The sequence below is a fragment of the Kitasatospora sp. NPDC051170 genome, from assembly GCF_044455705.1.
Taxonomy (GTDB): domain Bacteria; phylum Actinomycetota; class Actinomycetes; order Streptomycetales; family Streptomycetaceae; genus Kitasatospora.
Map to the genome: position 1 here is coordinate 47,819 of NZ_JBITFA010000018.1, position 18,902 is coordinate 66,720.

Sequence of the window (18,902 nt, forward strand, 5' to 3'; positions counted from 1 at the left end):
GCGGGTCAGGCGGGTCGGGCGGTGGTGGGCTGGTGGCCGTCGGGGTGGGATTCCTCGCGGTAGAGGCCGAGGGCGTGCATCACCGGGAAGTCGTTGAAGGAGAACAGGCAGGCGTCCTCGCCCCGGTCGAGGTTCTCGTGTTCGTGCCAGGCCCACGCGGGGACGACGAAGACGTCCCCGCGGCTCCACTCGAAGCGCTGTCCGGCGATCACCGAGACGCCGTGGCCCTGGGCGGCGGTGTAGACCACCGAGCCGGTGTGCCGATGGGCGCGGGCGGCCTGGCCGGGGCGCAGCAGTTGCAGGTGGGCGCCCATGGTGGGCATCACGGACCCGCCGGTGACGGGGTTGGTGTACTCCATGATCACGCCGTCGTAGGGCGATCCCTCACTGGCGCGAGCGAGCCGGCGCAGCGCCTCGTAGCTGGGCTCCCAGGGCCAGCCGAGCAGCGGGGAGTACGGGCGGCTCCACTTCTCGACACCGTACGGGAGCAGGTTGCCGCCGTGGCTGAGCAGGGAGGAGTTCACCACCGGGCCGGGGCGCTGGTGGAGCTCGGGGTGGACCTCGTAGAAGTTGGCGTCGAGGGTGTTGACCAGCGGGATGTCCAGGCCGTCCTGCCAGATGACCGGCTCGTCCTCGGACTCGTTCCCGTGCTCGTGCCAGGTGCCGTTGGGGGTGATGGCGAAGTCGCGCGGGCCGACCCTGAGCTTCTGGCCGTCGACGATCGTCCAGGCGCCGACGCCCTCGTGGACGAAGCGCAGGGCGGCGGCCTGGTGGCGGTGGGCGGTCATCGCCTCGCCGGGGCCCATGATCTGCAGGCCGGTGTACAACAGGCCGACGGCGGCGCTGAGTTCGCGGCGTCCGGGGTTGACGAGCATCACCACCCGGCGTCCGGCGTCGTCGGCCTTGACCAGTGGCAGGGCCTTCCGGACCAGCGGGCGCAGGTCCTCGTAGCGCCACAGGACGGGGACGGATTTCGGCTGCGGGTACCAGGGCTCGATCTCGTTGGCGACCGTCCACAGGGCCCCGGCCTGGACCTTGGCCAACTCCTCGTAGTAGGCGAGCAGTTCCGGGCTGTCGGTGACGCGGGCCCGGCCGATCCTGTCGTCGTCGAAGGGGGTACCGGTATCGGTCATGACTGCTCCTCGGGGAACACCAGGGGCCGCAGCGGGCGGTCGTCCACGTGCAGCCGGAAGACGTCGAAGCGGTTGTAGTGGCCGACGATGTCGTGCATCTGCTTGGGCTGGATGCAGCGGCCGAGGTCGATCTCGGCGTAGACGATGCCCTCCTCGTCCACCAGCGGCTCGGTGACCGGGCGGCCGTCCGGTCCGAAGATCCCGGACAAAGCGGCGCGGGGGCGGGCGAGTTGCTTGCGCACCAGCGGGTCGTCCCCGGCGATGAGGTCGGCGATCTCGGGGGAGATCGTGGAGCAGGAGACCACCGTGAACAGCTTGCCCTCGAAGCAGTGGGCGGCTGTGCGCAGGGTGATCGCCTCCGCCATGTCGTAGTCCTCGGGGGCGACCGGCAGGGCGATGTAGCAGGCGGCGTGGACGAGTTCGCCCTGCGCCATCAGGGTGAAGCGGGCCAGCGGGTTGGTGTTCTCGCCGCAGGCGAGGGCGCCGAGCGGGCCGACGGAGGTGCGGTGGACGCGCAGGGTGCTGCCGTCGCCCTGGGTCCAGGTCAGCTTCTCGGCCCAGGTCGGGACCAACTTGCGGTGGGTGCTGAGGAGTTCGCCGTCGTCGCCGATGATCAGCAGGGTGTTGTACAGCACCCCGAGGCTGTGCCGTCCGCGCTCGTTGACGCCGATCACCACGACCACCCCGGCCTGCCGGGCGGCGGCGCACAGCGCCTCCACGTGCGGGCCGGGCACGTCCACGGCGGCGCGGTAGAGGCGCTCGTACCAGGGGGAGCCCTGGACCGGGGTCATCGTCCAGTTCCAGTACGGGTAGCCGGGGACGAAGACCTCGGGGAAGACGACCAGGGAGGCGCCGTTGCGGGCCGCCTCGTGGATGAGGGAGACGGCCTTGTCCACGGTGGCGGCCGGGTCGAGGTAGACGGGGGCCGTCTGGACGGCGGCGGCGGTGAATCGGGGGAGGTCCAGCACGGTTCCGTTCACTCCTCTTTCACTCCTCGGGCGGGGTCGGTGCGGCGGGCGGGGTCGGGGCGGAGGGCGCGGGTGCGCCCGGGTGCCAGCGGCGGTGGACGGGCGGGGCGGTGGCGCGCAGCAGGTGCAGGCGCGGGGCGACGCGGTCGGCGCCGGGGCCGGGCGGCTTGCGGCTGCCCGCCGCCCAGGGCTGCGGCCAGGGCGCGGCCGGGCCTCGGTAGCCCTGCTCGGCGGCGGCGTGCAGCGTCCACAGCGGGTCGTACAGGTGGGCGCGGCCGACGGCGACCAGGTCGGCGCGGCCGGCGAGTAGGACGGAGTTGGCGTCGTCGTGGCCGGAGATCGCGCCGACGGCGACGGTCGGCAGGCCCGTGGCGGCGCGCACCAGCTCGGCGAAGGGCGTCTGGTAGCCGCGCCCGTACGGCGGTCTCTGGTGGGCCACCACCTCGCCGGTGGAGACGTCCACCGCGTCGGCCCCGGCCTCGCCGAAGGCGCGGCAGGCGGCCACCGCCTCGGCCTCGGTGGTGCCGCCGGGCGCCCAGTCGCTCGCCGAGACCCGCACCAGCAGGGGCCGCCCGGCGGGCCAGACGGCGCGGACGGCGGTGAGGACCTCCAGCGGCAGGCGCAGTCGGTGGGCGAGCGGGCCTCCGTAGCGGTCGGTGCGGCGGTTGGTGAGCGGGGACAGGAAGGAGGAGAGCAGGTGGCCGTGGCCGAACTGGAGCTCCAGCGCGTCGAACCCGGCGCGGGCGGCGCGCTCGGCGGCCTCGGCGAAGTCGCAGGTGACGGCGGCGAGTTGGTCCGAGGTGGCGGCCCGGGGAGCAGGGTACCCGGGGGCCCAGGGCAGGGGGGAGGGGGCGATCGTGGGCCAGCCGTCGTCCCGGGGCAGCGGCAGGCCGACGCCGTCCGGGCCGGGCGGCGCGGTGGCGGCGCGGCGGCCGGCGTGGGTGAGCTGGAGGCCGATCGGGGTGTCGCTCACCGACCGTACGGCGGCGAGGAGTTCGCGCCAGGCGGCCTCCTGCCGGTCGCTCCACAGGCCGGGGCAGTGGTCGGTGGCCCGGCCCTCCGGGCTGACGGCCGTCATCCCGGCGATCACCAGTGCCGCGCCGCCGAGCGCCAGGCCCGTCAGCTGGGCGCGGTCGAAGGCGCTGGGCAGGGCGTCCGGCGAGGTGAAGGTGGCCAGCGGCGGCGCCACGATGCGGTTGCGCAGCTCCAGGGCGCCCAGCTTCAGCGGCCGGAACATCGGCGCCACCCCGGGGGAGCCGCCCACGGCGGTGTCCACGGCGTCGACGAAGGCCGGGTCGCGCTCGCGCAGGTTGCCGTAGGTGACGCGGCGGCTGCGGGTGAGCAGGTTGAAGGCGAACTGGTCGGCGCCCTGCCCGGTGCGCCGTCCGACCGTCTCGAACCACTCCAGGCTGGCCTGGGCGGCGCGCTGGGTGGACTCCACGACGGGCCGGCGCTCCGCCTCGTAGGCGGCCAACGCCCCCTCCAGGGTGGGTTGTTCACCCAGCGCGGCGGCCAGGGCGAGCGCGTCCTCCAGGGCGAGCTTGGTGCCGGAGCCGATCGAGAAGTGCGCGGAGTGCGCGGCGTCGCCGAGCAGCACGAGGTTGCGGTGGTGCCAGCGGGCGTTGCGCACGGTGGTGAAGCGGATCCAGCGGGAGGCGTCGGGGATCAGCCGGTGGTCGCCGAGGTGGGCGGCGAGCAGCTCGGCGCAGCGCCCGACGCTCGCCGTGTCGCTCTCGCCGCGCGCGAACTCCCGTGCGGCCAGGGCCTCGAAGCCCGCGCGGCGCCAGTCCGCCTCGGCGAGTTCGACGATGAAGGTCGAGCGGGCGGCGCTGTACGGGTAGGCGTGCACCTGGACGGTGCCGAAGTCGAAGCGCTCGACGATGAAGGTGAAGGCTTCCAGGGGCAGGTCGGTGGCGAGCCAGATGTAGCGGCTGTGACGCTCGTCCAGCTCGGGTCGGAAGACGTCGGCGAAGGCCGCGCGGGTGGCCGAGTGGATGCCGTCGGCGGCCACCACCAGGTCGTACGCGTCGGTGAGTTGGTCCACGGGAGGGGCGGGGGTGCGGTAGCGGACGTCGACGGCCAGCTCGGCGCAGCGCTCCTGGAGGATGGCGCGCAGCCGGTTGCGGTCCAGGGCGGCGAAGCCGTGCCCGCCGCTGGTGCGGACCTGGCCCGCGTACCGGACGTCGATGTCGCTCCAGCGGGCGAACTCGGCGCCGATCGCGGCGAAGACGCGGGGGTCGGCCTGGGCGATGCCGTCCAGGGTCTCGTCGGAGAACACCACGCCGAAGCCGGACTCCGCCTCGCGGGCCTCGCGCTCGAAGACGGTGATCTCGCGGGACGGGTCCGACTGCTTGGCGAGCGCGGCGAAGTAGAGCCCGCCGGGCCCGGCCCCGATCACGGCGATCCGGGTCATCCGATCACCTCCTCGGCCTGCGGCCCGGCCTCGGCCAGGGCCCGGCGGACGGGCTCCGGCCAGGGCTCGGAACCCTTCGGCCGCGCACCCCCGGTGGTGGGGGGCACGGCGTGCACCACGGACATCCGCCCGGCGGCGGCCAGGCCGGTCGGGCCGTGCACCTCGAAGGCGTAGTGGAGCGAGGAGCCGCCGACCCGCACCACCCGCAGCTCGGTGCGCACCACGTCCCCGAACCAGAGCCGCTCGCGGTAGTCGGCCTCGAAGTGCACCCGGGGGATGCGCCCGAACAGCTCCGCGAGGCCGAGGCGGCGCAGCAGCGCGGCCTCGGCCGCCTCCGCCCAGCGCTGCACGGCGGAGAAGTGGTAGTGCCCGGCGGCGTCCGTGTCCGACCACTCGACCCGGCGCTCGATGGCCACGCTCGCCGGTGCGGGCCGCTGCGGCGGCGGGCCCTCGGCGGCCCGGCGGCGCAGTTCGGCGCGGTGCAGCTTGCCGGTTGCGGTGCGCGGCAGCTCCTCGACGAACTCCACGGCGCGCGGGTACTTGTACGGCGCGATGGCCGCCTTCACGTGCTCCTGGAGCGCCCGGACGGCCTCCGGCCCGGCGGCCGCGCCCGGGCGCAGCACCACGTACGCCTTGACCACGGCGCCGCGCAGCTCGTCCGGCGCGCCGACCACCGCGCAGTCGGCCACGTCCGGGTGGGCGGCGAGCGCCTGCTCGACCTCGGGGCCGGCGATGTTGTAGCCGGCCGAGATGATCATGTCGTCGTTGCGGGCCCGGTACCAGAAGTACCCCTCGCCGTCGCGGACGTAGGTGTCCCCGGTGAGGTTCCAGCCGTCGCGGACGTACGCGAGCTGGCGCTCGTCGTCGAGGTAGCGGCAGCCCGTCGGGCCCTTGACGGCGAGCAGCCCGGGTGTGCCGTCCGGCACCGGCTCGCCCCGGTCGTCCAGTATCGCCGCCCGGTATCCGGGCACGGGCCGGCCGGTGGCGCCGGGGCGGATGTCCTCCCCGGCGGCCGAGATGAAGACGTGCAGCAGCTCGGTGGCGCCGATGCCGTCGATCAGCCGCTTCCCGGTGGCCGCGTGGAACGCCTCCCAGACGGCGAGGGGCAGCGGCTCCCCGGCCGAGACGCAGCTGCGCACCCCGGCGAGGCGGTCGGCGAGCCCGGCGGCGAGGATCGCCCGGTAGGCAGTGGGGGCGGTGAACAGCACGGTGGCGCCGTGGAGTTGCACCTGCTCGGTGAGCTGTTCGGGCGTGGCCTGCTCCAGCAGCAGGCTGGCGGCGCCGGCCCGCAGCGGGAAGACCAGCAGGCCCCCGAGGCCGAAGGTGAAGCCGAGCGGCGGGGTGCCGGCGAACAGGTCCTCGGGGGTGGGTCGCAGGAGGTGGTGGGAGAAGGTGTCGGCGATGGCCAGCACGTCCCGGTGGAAGTGCAGGGTGGCCTTGGGGCGGCCGGTGGTGCCGGAGGTGAAGGCGATCAGTGCCACGTCGTCGGAGGCGGTGGCGACGGCCTCGAAGCCGGGGCTCTCGGCGGCGCTCTCGGTGGCGCTCTCGGCGGCGATCAGGGCGGTGAGGTCCTCCGGGCCCGGACCGCCGTACGGCAGGACCCGCAGGCCGGGGGTGTCGGCGCGGCGCAGCTCGTCCAGGTACCGGTGGTCGCACAGGGCGACGGTGGGCCGGGCGATGGCGTGCAGTTCGGTCAGCTCGGCGGCGCGCAGCAGCGGCACGGTGGTCACCACCACGCCGCCGGCCTTCAGGACGGCGAGCCAACAGGCCGCCAGGTCGGGCGTGTTGGGGCCGCGTAACAGCACCCGGTTGCCGGGGACGAGCCCGAGGCGGCCGGTCAGCAGCCGGGCGATCCGGTCGGTGCGGTCGCGCAGTTCGCCGTACGTCCAGGCGGTGGTGGGGGTGAGCAGGCAGCGGCGGTCGGGGCCGAGGCGCTCGATGGTGTCGTCCAGCAGGGCCCGGGCGCAGTTGAGGCGGTCCGGGTAGGCCGACTCCTGCTGATCCAGGAGGAGTTCGGGCCACTGGTCGAAGGGCGGCAGATGGTCTCGGCAGAACGTGTCCACGTGTGCGGAGGGCGACAGCTCCATGGGCGGGCACCTCATCGTGCGAGCGGGGAGTGAGGCCCAGTATGGCGTGCCCGTGACGACAGTCAAGAGAGCGATACACGCATTCGAGGGAGGGGCAGGTCGGGGGAGGGGTGGACGTGGAGTGGGCGTGCGAGAGCACCGCCCGGCGGCCGTCGGCGGCCGGGCGGTGTTCGTGTGCGGGCTGTCAGGTGCTGCGCACGTCGGCGTCGGGGTGGCGGCCGTCCAGCGCCTGCTGCAGGCGCGTGGCGAGCATGCGGGCGAGGGCGGTCGGCGCGGTGAGGGTCGTCATGGGCGAGCCGGAGTCGTGGACGTGGAGCAGGACACTCCCCGTCCGCACGATCGCGTCGGCGCCCGTAGCGCCGTGCGTGCGGGCGGCGCTCTGGTCGCCGACCTGCGGGAAGGGCACGGCGGTGGCGTCCTTCGGGCCGCCGATCCGGTCGAGCAGGGTGGCGAAGGCGCGTTCGGCGGTTTGCGGGGAGTCGAAGGCGATCACGGAGAACCGGGTGGTCGCGATCATGGCCACCCGGAACGTCTCGGTGGCGTAGGCGAGTTGGCCCGGGCAGCCGTCCGAGGGCACCGGGAGGAGGCAGGGCACCTCGCCGCCGCTGCCGGTGCCCGAGGACGGGCCGGACTCCACCGCCCAGGCGATCTGCGGGAGCGCGGGCAGGTCCGGCAGGACGGTCCGCAGCTGCGCCGGCTCGCGCAGCGAGTGCCCGTCGCGGGCGAGCCCGGGGTCGAGCAGCGGACGCGAGCTCAGGTGGACGCCGATCGCCACCAGGGCGGCGACCAGGACCAGCACCAGGGCCGTGATGATCGGCAGGTTGGCGCCGCGCGTGGCCGCCTTCGCGCCGCCGCCGATCCTCAGCTGGACGGTGGACGGGCTGCTCTTCGTCCTGAGCTGCACGGTGGACGGACCGGATCCGGTCTTGAGCCGGACGGTGTCCGGATCGGCGGCCCCGCCCAGCTCGGTGGTCCCGAGGTACTGGGCGAACGCCGCGTCCGTGGCGAGGAGCCGGGCGACGGCGGCCGACAGCTCGGCCCGCGCCCCGGCGTCCTCGGGGCTCGCCTCGGCGGCCGCCACCACCCGCGCCCCCTCCGGCGTCACCCGCAGCCGCGCCCGTACGACCTCCGCCGTGGCCCCCGGCGCCGGTCTCAGCAGCGCCGCGACCACCCTCGGTGTCAGCTCCCGACCGTCCCCCATGGCAACTCCCCTTGCCGCACCAGCCGTTGCCCTCCACGATCCCGTACGGGCGGCCGGTTCGTACGCCCTCCGGCCGCAACGGAGACGGAACTGCAACAGGCGCCGGGGCCCGAGGGGCGGGAGTGGCCGCTGGTGCGCCCGGGCACCCGGCCCCTCGGCCTGCTACGCCCGGCGGAAGCGCGCCACCAGGCTGGTCAGGCTCGCCGCGCCGTCGCCCGCCTCGACGCCGCGCCGGACGGCCTCGGCCAGGAGGGCGGGCAGGGCGCCGTCCACGCCGGAGGCTTCGGCGGTGTGCCGGACGTGCTCGATGCTGGCGAGGGCCATCGCCAGCCGGTCGACGTCCCCGAGGTGGTTGCCCGCCGTGATCCGGGGCGCGTAGAACTCGATCATCCCCGGCATGATGGAGGCGGCGGAGACGGCGTACGGCCGGAACTCCTCGGCCGGGATCCCGTTGGCCTCGGCGATGGCCGTGGCGTGCAGGTATCCGCTCATCGAGGCCCAGAACAGGTCCATCTGGATCTGGTAGTACAGCTGTGCGAGCCCCGGGTCGTCGCCCCGGTAGTCGGCGCCGGTCAGCACCTCGAGCGCCGCCCGGTGCCGCTGGAACGGCTCGACCGGCCCGCTGTAGAAGGTCGAGGACTCGGGGCTGCCGATGCCCGAGGGCGGCACCTGCACTCCGCCCGTCAGGTGCGAGCCCCCGCGCTCGGTGACCCATCGGGCGGCCTCCCGGGCCCGCGCGGGGGTGTCCGAGCTGAGGTTGACGAACACCCTGCCCGCGACCGCCGCCTCCGCCGACTCCAGCACGGCGAACACCGCGTCGTAGTCCGTGAGGCTGAGCACCACCAGCTCGTTGGCCGCCGCGGCCGCCTCCGCGCTGTCCGCCAACGCGGCTCCACGGGCCACCAGTCGGTCGGCCCGCGAGGCCGTACGGTTCCACACCGTGACGGCGTACCCGGCGTCCAGGAATGCCCCGGCCATGGCCTGCCCCATCGGGCCGAGCCCGATCACCGTCACGGAAGCCTTGGACTGCTGCACGTGAGATCCCATGTGAAATTCCTCCCCGATCGCGATCGCTAGAACGAACGCTCTATTCAGTGCCGGGAGTGAAGCTAGCACAGGTCTAGAACGAACGCTCTATTCATTAGCGGCTAGGATCGGGGCCGTGAACACCGCCGAGAAGACCAGCAGCACAGGCACCCGCGACCGCATCGTCCGGGCCACCTCCCGGCTGCTGCAGCGCCAGGGGTACGAGGGCACCGGGATCAAGCAGATCTCCCGGGAGGCCGAGGCCACGCTCGGCTCCGTCTACCACTTCTTCCCGGGCGGCAAGCAGGAGTTGGCCGCCGAGGCGATCCGCCACGGCGACGAGGAGTTCGCCGCCGTCCTGCGCGCCGGGCTCGCCACCAGCCAGGACCCGGCCGAGGCGATCGCCGCCTGCGCCGCCCTGCTCGCCCGCGAACTGCGCGCCTCCGACTGGCAGGACGGCTGCCCGGTCATCACCACCGCCCTGGAGACGGTCGGCCGCGCCCCGGTGATCGAGGAGGCCGTCGCCGAAGCCTTCGCCCACTGGCGCGCCATCGTGGCGGAGCACCTGCGGGCCGGCGGCATCGCCGCCGAGGAGGCCGCCGGCCTGGCCGGCACCGTCATCGACACCCTCGAGGGCGCCGAACTCTCCGCCCAGGTCGCCCGCAGCGAGGAGCCCCTGCGCCTCGCCGGGCGCCACCTCGCGCGGCTGCTCTCCACCTACGCATAGACACATCGACACAGGGCCCGGATGCCGTGGCATCCGGGCCCTGTGTCGGGTGGTTACTGGATCGGGAGGGGCGCTCCCCGCTCGGCCTCCGGGCGGGGGCCGAAGATGCGCCGCTGCTCCTCCGTGATGGCGACCTCGTTGATGCTCGCCTCCCGGCGGCGCATCAGCCCGTCCTCGGCGAACTCCCACAGCTCGTTGCCGTAGGCGCGCCACCACTGGCCGCCCGCCTCGCGGTACTCGTACTGGAAGCGCACCGCGATCCGGTCGCCCCCGAAGGTCCACAGCTCCTTGCGCAGGGCGTAGTCGAGCTCGCGCTCCCACTTCTCGCGCAGGAAGTCGGTGATCTCCCGCCTGCCGGTGGCGAACCGGTCCCGGTTCCGCCAGACGGAGTCCTCGGTGTAGGCGAGCGCGACGCGCTCGGGGTCGCGGGTGTTCCACGCGTCCTCGGCGGCCTGGACCTTGCGGAGCGCGGTCTCCTCGTCGAACGGCGGGAACGGAGGGCGTGGTGCCACGGCGTGCTCCTTCTCCTGGTGGGCCTCGGTGCTGGGGCTCAAGGTGGGAGAACGGTCGTTCTCCCCTCTGTTCGATACTCTAGAGAACGATCGTTCTCGACGCCAGTGGGAGGCACGATGGCAGGCGCGGCGGCAAGCCCGACGAGCCACGACGAGGCACACGCACGGCTGCTCGACGCCGCCGAGCGGCTCTTCTACGAACGCGGCATCCAGGCCGTCGGCATGGACGAACTGCGCACCGCCGCCGGAGTCTCGCTCAAACGGCTCTACCAGTGCTTCCCCTCCAAGGCCGACCTGGTCGAGGGCTACCTGCGCCGCCGCGACGAACGCTGGCGCGCCGACCTGGCCGGCCACGTCGCCCGCCGGGCCGCCGCGCCGGAGGAGGCGCTGCTCGCCGTCTTCGACTGGCTCCACGAGTGGTTCGCCGCCCCTGGCTTCCGGGGCTGCGCCTTCATCAACTCCTTCGGCGAACTGGGCGCCACCTCCGCCCCGGTGGCCGCCGCCGCCCGCGACCACAAACACGCCCTCCGCACCTACGTGGCCACCCTCGCGGGCGCTCTGCCGGTCGACGACCCGGCCGCCCTCGCCGACCAACTCCTCCTCCTGATCGACGGCGCCATCACCACGGCCGCCATCACCGGCGACCCCGCCGCCGCCCGTACGGCCCGTACGGCGGCCGGGGCGCTGATGGCCGCCGCCCGCACCTGAGAGCCGGGCGGGTCGGTCACGCCTGCTGAATCAGGGCGGCCATCATCGCGACCGGCAGCGCCGGGTTGGCGGCGGCCCCTTCGGCGGTGCGCGCGTCGGCGGAGGCCAGGCAGACGGCGAGGGCGGCGGGGGAGGCGTGGGCGTGCCGGGCGATGGCGCGCAGGGCCCTGGTGACGGGCGGGGCGGCGCTGGCGATGCGGTCCAGCAGGCCGGCGGGCGCGTCCGGGTTGGTGGCGAGGGTGGCTGCCACCTGGGAGCCGAACCGCTCGTACATGTCGGCGAGTCGGGCGGGGCCGAGGCCCGGGTGCGGGGCGACGGACTTCACCACCTTGGCGTCCGCGTCCGAGGCGAGCCGGTCGCGCAGGGCGGCGGGCAGGTCGCGGCGCTGGGCGGCGAGCGTCCGTACCCGGGGCTCGGGGGAGGCGGCGAGCTGCGCGAGTTCGTCGGGCGTGGCGGCGGCGACGCGGTCGAGCAGGGTGGGACCGATGCGGACGGTGAGGGCGAGGGCGGCGAGGAGGTCGAGCGGGACGGCTTCGTTCTGGGCGACCTGCCTGCGGACCGACGCGTCCGGGTCGGCGGCGAGGCGGCGCAGCACGGGCTCGGCGGTCGCGGGGTTGAGGCCCAGATTGCCGCGCACCCACGGGTATTCGTCCTCGGCGAGGAGCCGCTGGGCGTCCTCCGGCAGCCCGGGGTGTTCGGCGAGCGCCTGCCGGACGAACAGGTGGTCGGTGGCCAGCCGCGCGGCCGCGTCGGCCGGGGTGGCGGGGTTGCCCGCCGCGCGTTCGCGGACCCCGACCTCCTCGTCGAGCAGCAGTGAGGCCAGCGGCTCCGGCGGCGTGGCCTCGTTGCCCGCGACGCCCCGGCGCACCTGGGCCTCCGGATGCGTGGCCAGGGTGCGCAGCAGGTCCGACCGCCCGGTGTGGTGGGCGAGTTCGGCGGCGACGTCCGCTTCCCCGTCCGCCGCGAGGAGGTCGCTCACCGCGTCCGGGAGCCCTGGGCAGCTCGCGAGCTTGATGCGGGTGTCGCAGTCCGGGTGACGGGCGAGCGCGAGCGCCCACTCCGGTCGGCCCCGGCCCTCGTCGAGCAGGGCGATGGCCAGTGCGGGCTGCGCGAGCGGATCGCCGACCGGGACGCCGAGCGCGGCCAGCCCGTACGGGGAATCATCCAGCAACGCGGCCAGGGCGATGGCCTGTCGGGGGTCGAGGTCGGTGCGGTGGGCCAGCTCCCCGGCCAGGAATTCATCGCCGGGCGCCGCGTCGACCAGGCGTTGGAGCAGCTCGGGCGGCAGAGCCGGGTTCTCGGCGAGGGCGTGCAGCAGCGACGGCATCCGGGCATCATGCCCGCCCGGGGGCCGTCGCCGCCGCCCGTTTTCCGGCGCCGCGCGCACGGGGGCGGTTCAGTGGACGGGCGCCTCGGGCACCGGGGTCGACATGTAGACCGCCCGCCGCCCGTAGCAGGACGGCACCTCCACCTCCCGGTGGGACCGGTAGCCGAGCAGCCGCAGCAGGATGTCCGCGCCGCGCACCGCGACCATGGAGATGGTGCGGTAGCCCTGGGCGCCCGCCTCCCGCTGGAAGTGCCGCATGAAGCCGAGGGCCACCTCCTTGCCGCGCAGTTCCTCGGCGATCACCAGGTCGTGGACGTGCAGGTTCTCGGAGGCGAACGCCTCCTTCTCCGGCCGGGTCAGGTCGGGGCAGCGCAGCGGCGGGTAGGGCAGGCTCAGCAGGTAGCCGTGCACCACGCCGTCGCGCTCCAGGACGAAGCAGGTCCCCGGTGAGCCGCTCGCGCGCGATCTGAGCGCCTCCTCGCCCTCGGAGAGGCCGTCGGCGGCGTAGGCGTCGTGTTCCAGGGCGACGACGGCCGGCCAGTCGCCGTCGGTCAGCAGCCGGATCGTGAAGTCCTCGCTCACCCGGCCGGCACCTCGACGACGTCGCCGAGGCCCTTGGCGCGGGCGGCGGCCACCATCGGCGCCCAGTTCTCGATCAGCACCGCCCAGCGTTCGGCGTCGGCCTGCGCCTCGTCGAGCAGTTGCTTCCGCCGCTCGGCCACGGTGTCGGCGATGCCGGTGTACCTGCCGCCGAGCTTGCGGTAGCAGCGGTCGAGGACGTCCAGGCAGTGCTCGTTGCCGGTGCGGTCCCAGTCGAAGCTGCCGCGTACCAGGTCGAGGATGGGCTCGGCCCGCAGCGTGGCGTTCTCGTCGATCATGTCGCGGCCGAGGTCGATCATGCCGCCGTAGACCGGGTACAGGTAGAGCATCGAGAGCAGGAACTTGACGAACCGCATCTGGTACGCGGCGAAGCCGGCGTCGGTGCGGCGCTCGGGCGTGTAGTAGTTGACGATGTGGCGGTTGTGGACGACGCCGGGCATCCGGGCGTGGATCATGGCGTGGTGCAGGGCGTAGTCGCTGCCGATGGTCTCGGTGGAGGGCAGCAGCGGCAGCACCTCGTAACCCCGGTGGTCCATGGCGACGTTGCACATGTAGACGTCCCAGATGTCGGGGACGCCGAGGACGGACTCGTCGGTGGTGAAGGCGGCGGTGCCGGCGCCTTTGAAGGAGAGTTCGACCATCGCGTCCTTCTCCTCGTCGGACCACACCGGCGGGGCCCACAGGCGTACGACCTCGCGGTAGATGTCCGGGTCGAGCTCGCGGATCTCGCTGATGTCCACGCAGAGTTCGCCGATGAAGGCGCCGCTGACCAGCAGGACCGGGGTGTCCGCGTCGGCCGGGTCGAGCTCGGAGCGGGTGACGCCGGCCGCCGCCTCGCCGGCGGGCTTGCCGATGGAGAGCAGCTCGTGGTGGATGGAGAACATCTTCCGCCCGTCGACGACCTGGAAGTCCGCGTCGTCGTTGCGCAGGTGCGTGGAGGTGCAGCCCAGGGCGGCCGCGGCGAGGAAGAGCCGGTTGACGCAGGAACCGTAGGCGACGGCGTTCTCGGGGAGCATCAGCTCCAGCAGCAGTTCGGGGTCGGCGGAGCCGGAGTCCCGGGCCACGCGCAGGAAGAAGGCGCGCTGGGCCTCGTTGCCGAGGTGGTGCACGGTGACGCCGGGGACGGAGGGCAGGGTGGCCACGGCGTCCGCGTTGCGCGCGAACTCGGCGCCCTCGGTGGTGTCGAGGACGACGAGGTGCACCTCGACCTCGAAGTTCGCGACGGCGTAGGCCGCCTCCTCGGCGAGCTCCACGATGGTCTCGGGACAAGGGCGCATGGTGGGCAGGGCGAGGCAGACTCTTTGCATGGTGCGGGGTTCTCCGTCGGATCGTCAGATGCGGTTCCACGGCGGTCGGTTGAGCGCACGCGAGGATCGCGGGCGCGGTGCTGCGGCCGGTCCGCCGCACCACCGTGGACTAGACCATTGCCGAAGTCAACGATTGACAGCGGGGCCCCGGCGGGGTGCAATGCGCCCCTCGCGGCCACCGCTCGCCGGCGCCGCTCGCCGCCGCCCCGTTCTCGTGTGGATGTGCGAACCCCCCTCGCGGATCCGAACGGCCGGACGGGCCGAAGGGGTTCAGAGGAGTCTCGGAGGGCCCTCCGGGCGCCGATCGTCGGGAAACCGACGGTTCGGGGTCAATCCGGTCGGTTGATCTGCCGATACCTCCGGACGACGTTCTTACGCCGTTCGGATGAGGAGATCCGCATGCCCGAGCTGTGGCTGCCCGGAGCCGAGATCCACGACCTCGGCGACCACGCGCCGACCGACCACCAGTACCCGCCGAAGGCCATCGCCCACATCACCTGGGACCGCAACGCCAGCTCCGCCGAGCCCCAGGAGTGGTGCTCCTACGAGGACCTCGTCAGCTACTTCACCGGAAGCGGCGCAGGCGACGCCCCCCATCTGGTCTGGGACCCGTTCAGCGGCCGGACCGCCCAGCTCTTCCCCGCCGACTCCCGCTCCAAGAGCCTGCTCAGCCCCGACGGGAGCCCCACCCGCACCAACCGGGCCGGCCGCGTCGTCATCCAGATCGAAGCCGTCTTCTTCCCCTACTGCCGCCACCAGGGCACCGTCTACCCCCGCCTGGTCGACACCCCCTGCGCGGGCTGGGACCGCATCCACGCCTGGATCGCCTCCTGGGGCGTGCCCGACGCCTGGCCGATGGGCCGGCCCGTGGACTTCTCCGGCCGCCGCGACGAGCAGGTCTGGGAGTGCAGCGGCGGCTGGTACGCCCACGCCCACGTCCCGTACAACGACCACACCGACCCGGGCTCCTGGCCCGAGTTCACCGGCTCCGGCTCCCCGGGCACCCCGCCCTCCCGCCCGGCGCCACCCGCCGGGGGCACCCCGGCGCGCTACCAGGTCTCCATCAACGGCCTCGCGTACGGCTACGGCGCCCACGGCTACCAGGTGACGGCCGTCGGCCGTGCCCTGGTGGCCAGGGGGTTCGGCGGGCACTACCACTCCGGCCCCGGCCCGGACTGGACGGACGCGGACACCGAGAACTACGCCGACTACCAGCGCAGCCTCGGCTACACCGGCGGCGCGGCCGACGGCGTCCCCGGCGAGGGCTCGCTGCTGCGCCTGCTCGGCTACCTGCCCGGCCCGCGCACCGTCTCCCTGGCCCACCTGCTCGCCGCCGCCCAGGCCGACCCGCCCGCCGAGCAGGACCACCGCACGTACGGCTCCGAGGTCGCCATCGTCCAGCAGGCGCTCGCGGACGAGGGGCTGCTCGAACAGCGCTGGGTGAGGGGCTCGTACGGCACCCTCACCATCGCCGCCTACGCCGCGTGGCAGCGGCGCTGCGGTTACGGCGGGTCGGCGGCGGACGGCCTCCCGGGGCGGGACTCGCTCCAGCGCCTCGGCGCGGCAGGGGGGTTCGCGGTGACCTCGTAGGAGGGGCGGCCCCGTGGCCCTGTGAGTGGTGGTCCCGTGGCCCCGTGGCTCTGTGGGTAGGGCCCCCTATTCAGGACGGACACGGGAATTCCGCCCGCGCGCCGGCGCGTTCTGCCGGACGTGACCAGCGCGAGCAAGCAGCCGATCCGGCTCTCCGTCCTCGACCGCTCCCGGACCAGGCGGGGCGAGGAGCCCGCCGAGGCGCTGCGCGCCACGGTGGCCCTCGCCCGCGAGGTCGAGCGGCTCGGTTACCACCGCATCTGGGTCTCCGAGCACCACGGCGTGCCCGGCGTCGCCGGTTCCGCGCCGACGGTGCTGGCCGCCGCGATCGCCTCGGCGACCTCCCGCATCCGGGTCGGCACCGGTGGGGTGATGCTGCCCAACCACCAGCCGATGGTGGTGGCCGAGCAGTTCGGTGTGCTGGCCGCGCTGTTCCCCGGCCGGATCGACATGGGCCTGGGCCGCTCGGTCGGCTTCACCGACGGCGTCCGGCGGGCGCTCGGCCGGGAGAAGGACGCCGCGGACGACTTCGGCGCCCAACTCGCCGAGCTGATCGGCTGGTTCGACGGCACCCAGCAGGCCCACCGGGGCGTCCACGCCCGCCCGGCGGAGGGCCTGCGGGTGCCGGCGTACGTCCTGGCCACCGGGGAGGGCGCCGACCTCGCCGCCGAGGCGGGCCTGCCGCTGGTGATCGCCGCCCCGCGCGGGGAGGACCGGATGCTCGCGGCCGTCGACCGTTACCGCGAGCGCTTCCGCCCCTCCGCGCAGGCCTCCGAGCCGTACGTGATCGTCTCCGGCACGGTGGCGGTGGCCGCGACGGCCGAACGGGCCCGCGAGCTGCTGGTGCCCGAGGCGTGGGCCGGCGCCTACTCCCGTACCCACGGGGAGTTCCCGCCGCTCGCCCCGGCGGCCGAGGTCCGGGCCCTGGAGATGAGCGCCCGTGAGCGCGCCGCCTTCGAGCAGTCGATGAAGGGCCACATCTCCGGCACCCCGGAGCAGGCGGCCGGGCAGCTGCGCGCCCTGGTGGAGCGCACCGGCGCGGACGAGTTCCTGCTCGCCACCAGCACCTACGACCGGGCCGAACTGCTGGACTCCCACCGGCTGCTGGCGGAGGCGTTCGGTCAGGTCGACGGCGCCTCGGCGTCCATGTGACTCATTGAATCGCCTTATCGTACTTTCGATGGCACCGTCTTCTGCGGCGGCCGGATATCGGTCAAGGTCCCTTGCCAGGTGGCCGGTTGGCGATGTCCATGGACGGCCGGGCGGCCAGCGGGTTTGCCACAGCGGAATGATTGACTGATCGTCAGACCTTGGCTGGAAACCGTCGAATCCGATGTGAATATGCCATCGGAATGTTCGATCGACGGCTTGCGGCAGTAGCCTTCCGTGTCGGACCTGCCACTGCTGGTGGCGATCCGGCCCGGGGCGGTGCCGCGCCCCGGCCGCCCAGACCCCGTGAAGGAGCCGGTGTGCCGGGTATCGACGAATGCCTCTCCGGGGCGATGACGATCGCCGGGGCCCGCGCCGCGAGCCTGGTCGACTGGAGCAGCGGGCTGGCGCTCGGCAGCCTCGGCGACAGCCCCACCGGCGAGCACGAGACCTCCGCCGCCGAGGCGACCGACCTGGTACGGGCGGCCGTCGAGAGCCAGACCTTCACCGCGGCCGAGGACGCCGGCTCCCCGCTGGAGGACATCATCGTTACCGCCGGCCGCAGCTACCACCTGATCCGGTTCATCGACACCGTCTTCGACAACCGGCTCGTGCTGCACCTGTGGCTCGACCGTACCGAGGGCAACCTCGCCGCCGCCCGCTTCCGGCTCCAGTCGCTCGCCGAGGACCTGGTGCTGGGGTGACCGCGATGCCCGTCGCTTTCCGGTCATCGGCACCAGGTGCCGGCGGAGCCCGCCCGTGACCGCCACCGTCACCGCGCCCGCCGCCCCGCCCCCGCCCGGCGAGCCCCGCACCCCCGGCGAGGCGCTCGACCTGCTCGCCGCCCGCCGCGCCACCGGCGCCCTGCACGGCCCGCTCGGCACCCTCCACCTGGTCGGCGGCCTGGTCACCGCCGCCGAGTCCCCCCGCGCCCCCGGCCTGGCCGACCTGCTCACCGTCGGCGCGCTGATCACCCCCGAGAGCTGGACCGACCTGCTGCGCACCCACGGCCCGCACTCCCGCGTCGCGGCCGAACTGGTCGAGCGGCGCGTCCTCACCCGGGGCGAGCTCGAACTCGGCCACCTGGGAACGCTGTTCGACGCCGCCTTCTTCGTCCTCGCCGACCCGGCCGGCGGCACCTGGCGCTTCGAGGCCGACACCCGCCACTGGCTCGGCGAGGTCGCCGCCGTCGACCCCGACCGCCTCCACCGTGAGGTCGAGCGCCGCCGTCGCCTCCTCGACGGCCTCTGGCCCTCCGCCCGCCTCGACACCGAACCCGTCCGCCCCGGCGAACGCGGCCGCCTGCCCGACCACCGCACGGCCGGGCGCCGCCGCCGCGAACTCCTCGACCACGCGGACGGCCGAAGAACCCCCGCCGACCTGGCCCGGCTGCTCGGCCGCTCCGGCTTCGGCGTCACCGCGGACGTGCGCCGCCTCGCCGCCGCCGGACTGCTCGAAGCCGTCCAGGACGCCCCCGGCACCCGGCGGAGCCTCGGCGGCCTGCACCGCAGGGTCCCCGGGGCGACCCTGCGTGCCGCCCCCGCCCCCGCCCGCTCCGCCCATCCGCCCGCCACGGCAGCGGCGCACCCGCTGACCGTCCCAGACCCGGACATCGCGCTGCTGACCCGGGTCCGAGACCTACTGGAGGCCCGACTTTGACCCACTCCCCGCCCGCGACCCCGCAGTCCCGGCCATGAGGCGGGCCCTCAAGCAGCGAGTCGGAAGGAGACACCTCATCGCCCTGGAGACCGAGCTGCTCGCCGAACTGCGCGCGGTCAAGCAGCGCGTCCCGCACCTCGCGGGCGGCCTGGTGGCCACCGTCGACGGCCTGCTGATCGCGCACGACACCCACGGGACGGAACCCTCAGGACTGGCCGCGATGACGGCCGCCTCGCTCTCCCTCGCCCAGCGGCTCGCCGACACCACCGGCCAGGGCGAGTTCCGCGAGTCGCTGGTGCGCGGCGAGCACGGCTACGTCGCCACCTACGCCGCCGGCGGCAGCTGCGTGCTGACCCTCCTGGCCCACCCCGACGTCAACGTCGGACGGCTCCACCTGGAGGCCCGCCGCTGCGCCAAGGGGATCACCGGGCTGCTCAACGACACGCTGCTGCCCGGCGGTTGACCAGCCGCTCCACCCGCTCCACCCGCTCCACC

At 74.3% G+C, this 18,902-nt stretch carries 17 protein-coding genes and 1 pseudogene; 7 read left to right on the top strand and 11 right to left on the bottom strand.

All coding sequences use genetic code 11. From position 1 onward, the window contains the following. Positions 1 to 5 precede the first annotated feature (5 nt). The 7 genes and pseudogenes from ACIBCA_RS31135 to ACIBCA_RS31165 all read right to left on the bottom strand — a co-directional run bounded on the left by ACIBCA_RS31135 (position 6) and on the right by ACIBCA_RS31165 (position 8,849). The gene (locus ACIBCA_RS31135) at positions 6 to 1,133 is read right to left on the bottom strand and encodes a cupin domain-containing protein (RefSeq protein ID WP_396286393.1); all 1,128 of its coding nucleotides are present in this window, start codon (positions 1,131 to 1,133) and stop codon (positions 6 to 8) included. Next, positions 1,130 to 2,113, bottom strand: a complete 984-nt coding sequence (locus tag ACIBCA_RS31140; protein WP_396286394.1) for a carbon-nitrogen hydrolase family protein — start codon at positions 2,111 to 2,113, stop codon at positions 1,130 to 1,132. The genes ACIBCA_RS31135 and ACIBCA_RS31140 overlap by 4 nt, the downstream gene beginning before the upstream one ends. Before the next feature lie 7 nt (positions 2,114 to 2,120). Further along, positions 2,121 to 4,514, bottom strand: coding sequence for an FAD-dependent monooxygenase (locus tag ACIBCA_RS31145; RefSeq protein WP_396286395.1), 2,394 nt, complete (start codon positions 4,512 to 4,514; stop codon positions 2,121 to 2,123). Next, positions 4,511 to 4,930 (bottom strand): acyl-CoA thioesterase, encoded by a 420-nt coding sequence (locus ACIBCA_RS31150; protein ID WP_396286516.1) that lies wholly within the window; start codon positions 4,928 to 4,930, stop codon positions 4,511 to 4,513. Before ACIBCA_RS31150 ends, ACIBCA_RS31145 begins: the two co-directional genes overlap by 4 nt. Positions 4,931 to 4,969: 39 nt before the next feature. Beyond that, positions 4,970 to 6,601, bottom strand: a pseudogene (locus ACIBCA_RS31155) (AMP-binding protein); the annotation flags it as partial. 184 nt (positions 6,602 to 6,785) lie between these two features. Further along, positions 6,786 to 7,802, bottom strand: coding sequence for a hypothetical protein (locus tag ACIBCA_RS31160; RefSeq protein WP_396286396.1), 1,017 nt, complete (start codon positions 7,800 to 7,802; stop codon positions 6,786 to 6,788). 162 nt (positions 7,803 to 7,964) lie between these two features. Beyond that, on the bottom strand, positions 7,965 to 8,849 hold the full coding sequence (locus ACIBCA_RS31165; protein ID WP_396286397.1) for an NAD(P)-dependent oxidoreductase: 885 nt from the start codon (positions 8,847 to 8,849) through the stop codon (positions 7,965 to 7,967). 115 nt (positions 8,850 to 8,964) lie between these two features. Here ACIBCA_RS31165 and ACIBCA_RS31170 point away from each other — a divergent pair, with 115 nt between their 5' ends. Continuing rightward, entirely contained in the window at positions 8,965 to 9,555 is a 591-nt protein-coding gene (locus ACIBCA_RS31170) for a TetR/AcrR family transcriptional regulator (protein ID WP_396286398.1), read from the top strand. Positions 9,556 to 9,608: 53 nt separating this feature from the next. Here the strand turns inward: ACIBCA_RS31170 and ACIBCA_RS31175 are convergent, their stop codons facing one another. Beyond that, a complete protein-coding gene (locus ACIBCA_RS31175; protein WP_031072880.1) occupies positions 9,609 to 10,067 on the bottom strand; it encodes a nuclear transport factor 2 family protein in 459 nt (152 codons plus the stop codon). Between the two features lie 117 nt (positions 10,068 to 10,184). Between ACIBCA_RS31175 and ACIBCA_RS31180 the strand changes: the two genes are divergently transcribed. After that, entirely contained in the window at positions 10,185 to 10,775 is a 591-nt protein-coding gene (locus ACIBCA_RS31180) for a TetR/AcrR family transcriptional regulator (protein WP_396286399.1), read from the top strand. Positions 10,776 to 10,791: 16 nt separating this feature from the next. Here ACIBCA_RS31180 and ACIBCA_RS31185 read toward each other — a convergent pair whose 3' ends face one another. The 3 genes from ACIBCA_RS31185 to ACIBCA_RS31195 all read right to left on the bottom strand — a co-directional run bounded on the left by ACIBCA_RS31185 (position 10,792) and on the right by ACIBCA_RS31195 (position 14,009). Next, positions 10,792 to 12,102, bottom strand: coding sequence for a hypothetical protein (locus tag ACIBCA_RS31185; RefSeq protein ID WP_396286400.1), 1,311 nt, complete (start codon positions 12,100 to 12,102; stop codon positions 10,792 to 10,794). A gap of 69 nt (positions 12,103 to 12,171) precedes the next feature. Then, on the bottom strand, positions 12,172 to 12,684 hold the full coding sequence (locus ACIBCA_RS31190; protein ID WP_396286401.1) for a GNAT family N-acetyltransferase: 513 nt from the start codon (positions 12,682 to 12,684) through the stop codon (positions 12,172 to 12,174). After that, the gene (locus tag ACIBCA_RS31195) at positions 12,681 to 14,009 is read right to left on the bottom strand and encodes a DUF6271 family protein (protein WP_396286402.1); all 1,329 of its coding nucleotides are present in this window, start codon (positions 14,007 to 14,009) and stop codon (positions 12,681 to 12,683) included. The genes ACIBCA_RS31190 and ACIBCA_RS31195 overlap by 4 nt, the downstream gene beginning before the upstream one ends. A 399-nt stretch (positions 14,010 to 14,408) precedes the next feature. Between ACIBCA_RS31195 and ACIBCA_RS31200 the strand changes: the two genes are divergently transcribed. From ACIBCA_RS31200 to ACIBCA_RS31220, 5 genes are all read left to right on the top strand, one after another. Further along, positions 14,409 to 15,599, top strand: a complete 1,191-nt coding sequence (locus ACIBCA_RS31200; protein ID WP_396286403.1) for a peptidoglycan-binding protein — start codon at positions 14,409 to 14,411, stop codon at positions 15,597 to 15,599. A 120-nt stretch (positions 15,600 to 15,719) separates the two neighbouring features. Beyond that, positions 15,720 to 16,751, top strand: coding sequence for an LLM class flavin-dependent oxidoreductase (locus ACIBCA_RS31205; RefSeq protein WP_396286404.1), 1,032 nt, complete (start codon positions 15,720 to 15,722; stop codon positions 16,749 to 16,751). Between the two features lie 317 nt (positions 16,752 to 17,068). Beyond that, the gene (locus tag ACIBCA_RS31210; RefSeq protein ID WP_396286405.1) at positions 17,069 to 17,452 is read left to right on the top strand and encodes a hypothetical protein; all 384 of its coding nucleotides are present in this window, start codon (positions 17,069 to 17,071) and stop codon (positions 17,450 to 17,452) included. Positions 17,453 to 17,507: 55 nt separating this feature from the next. Beyond that, positions 17,508 to 18,407, top strand: a complete 900-nt coding sequence (locus ACIBCA_RS31215; protein ID WP_396286406.1) for a transcriptional regulator — start codon at positions 17,508 to 17,510, stop codon at positions 18,405 to 18,407. A gap of 34 nt (positions 18,408 to 18,441) precedes the next feature. Then, positions 18,442 to 18,870, top strand: coding sequence for a roadblock/LC7 domain-containing protein (locus ACIBCA_RS31220; RefSeq protein WP_396286407.1), 429 nt, complete (start codon positions 18,442 to 18,444; stop codon positions 18,868 to 18,870). Positions 18,871 to 18,902 lie beyond the last annotated feature (32 nt).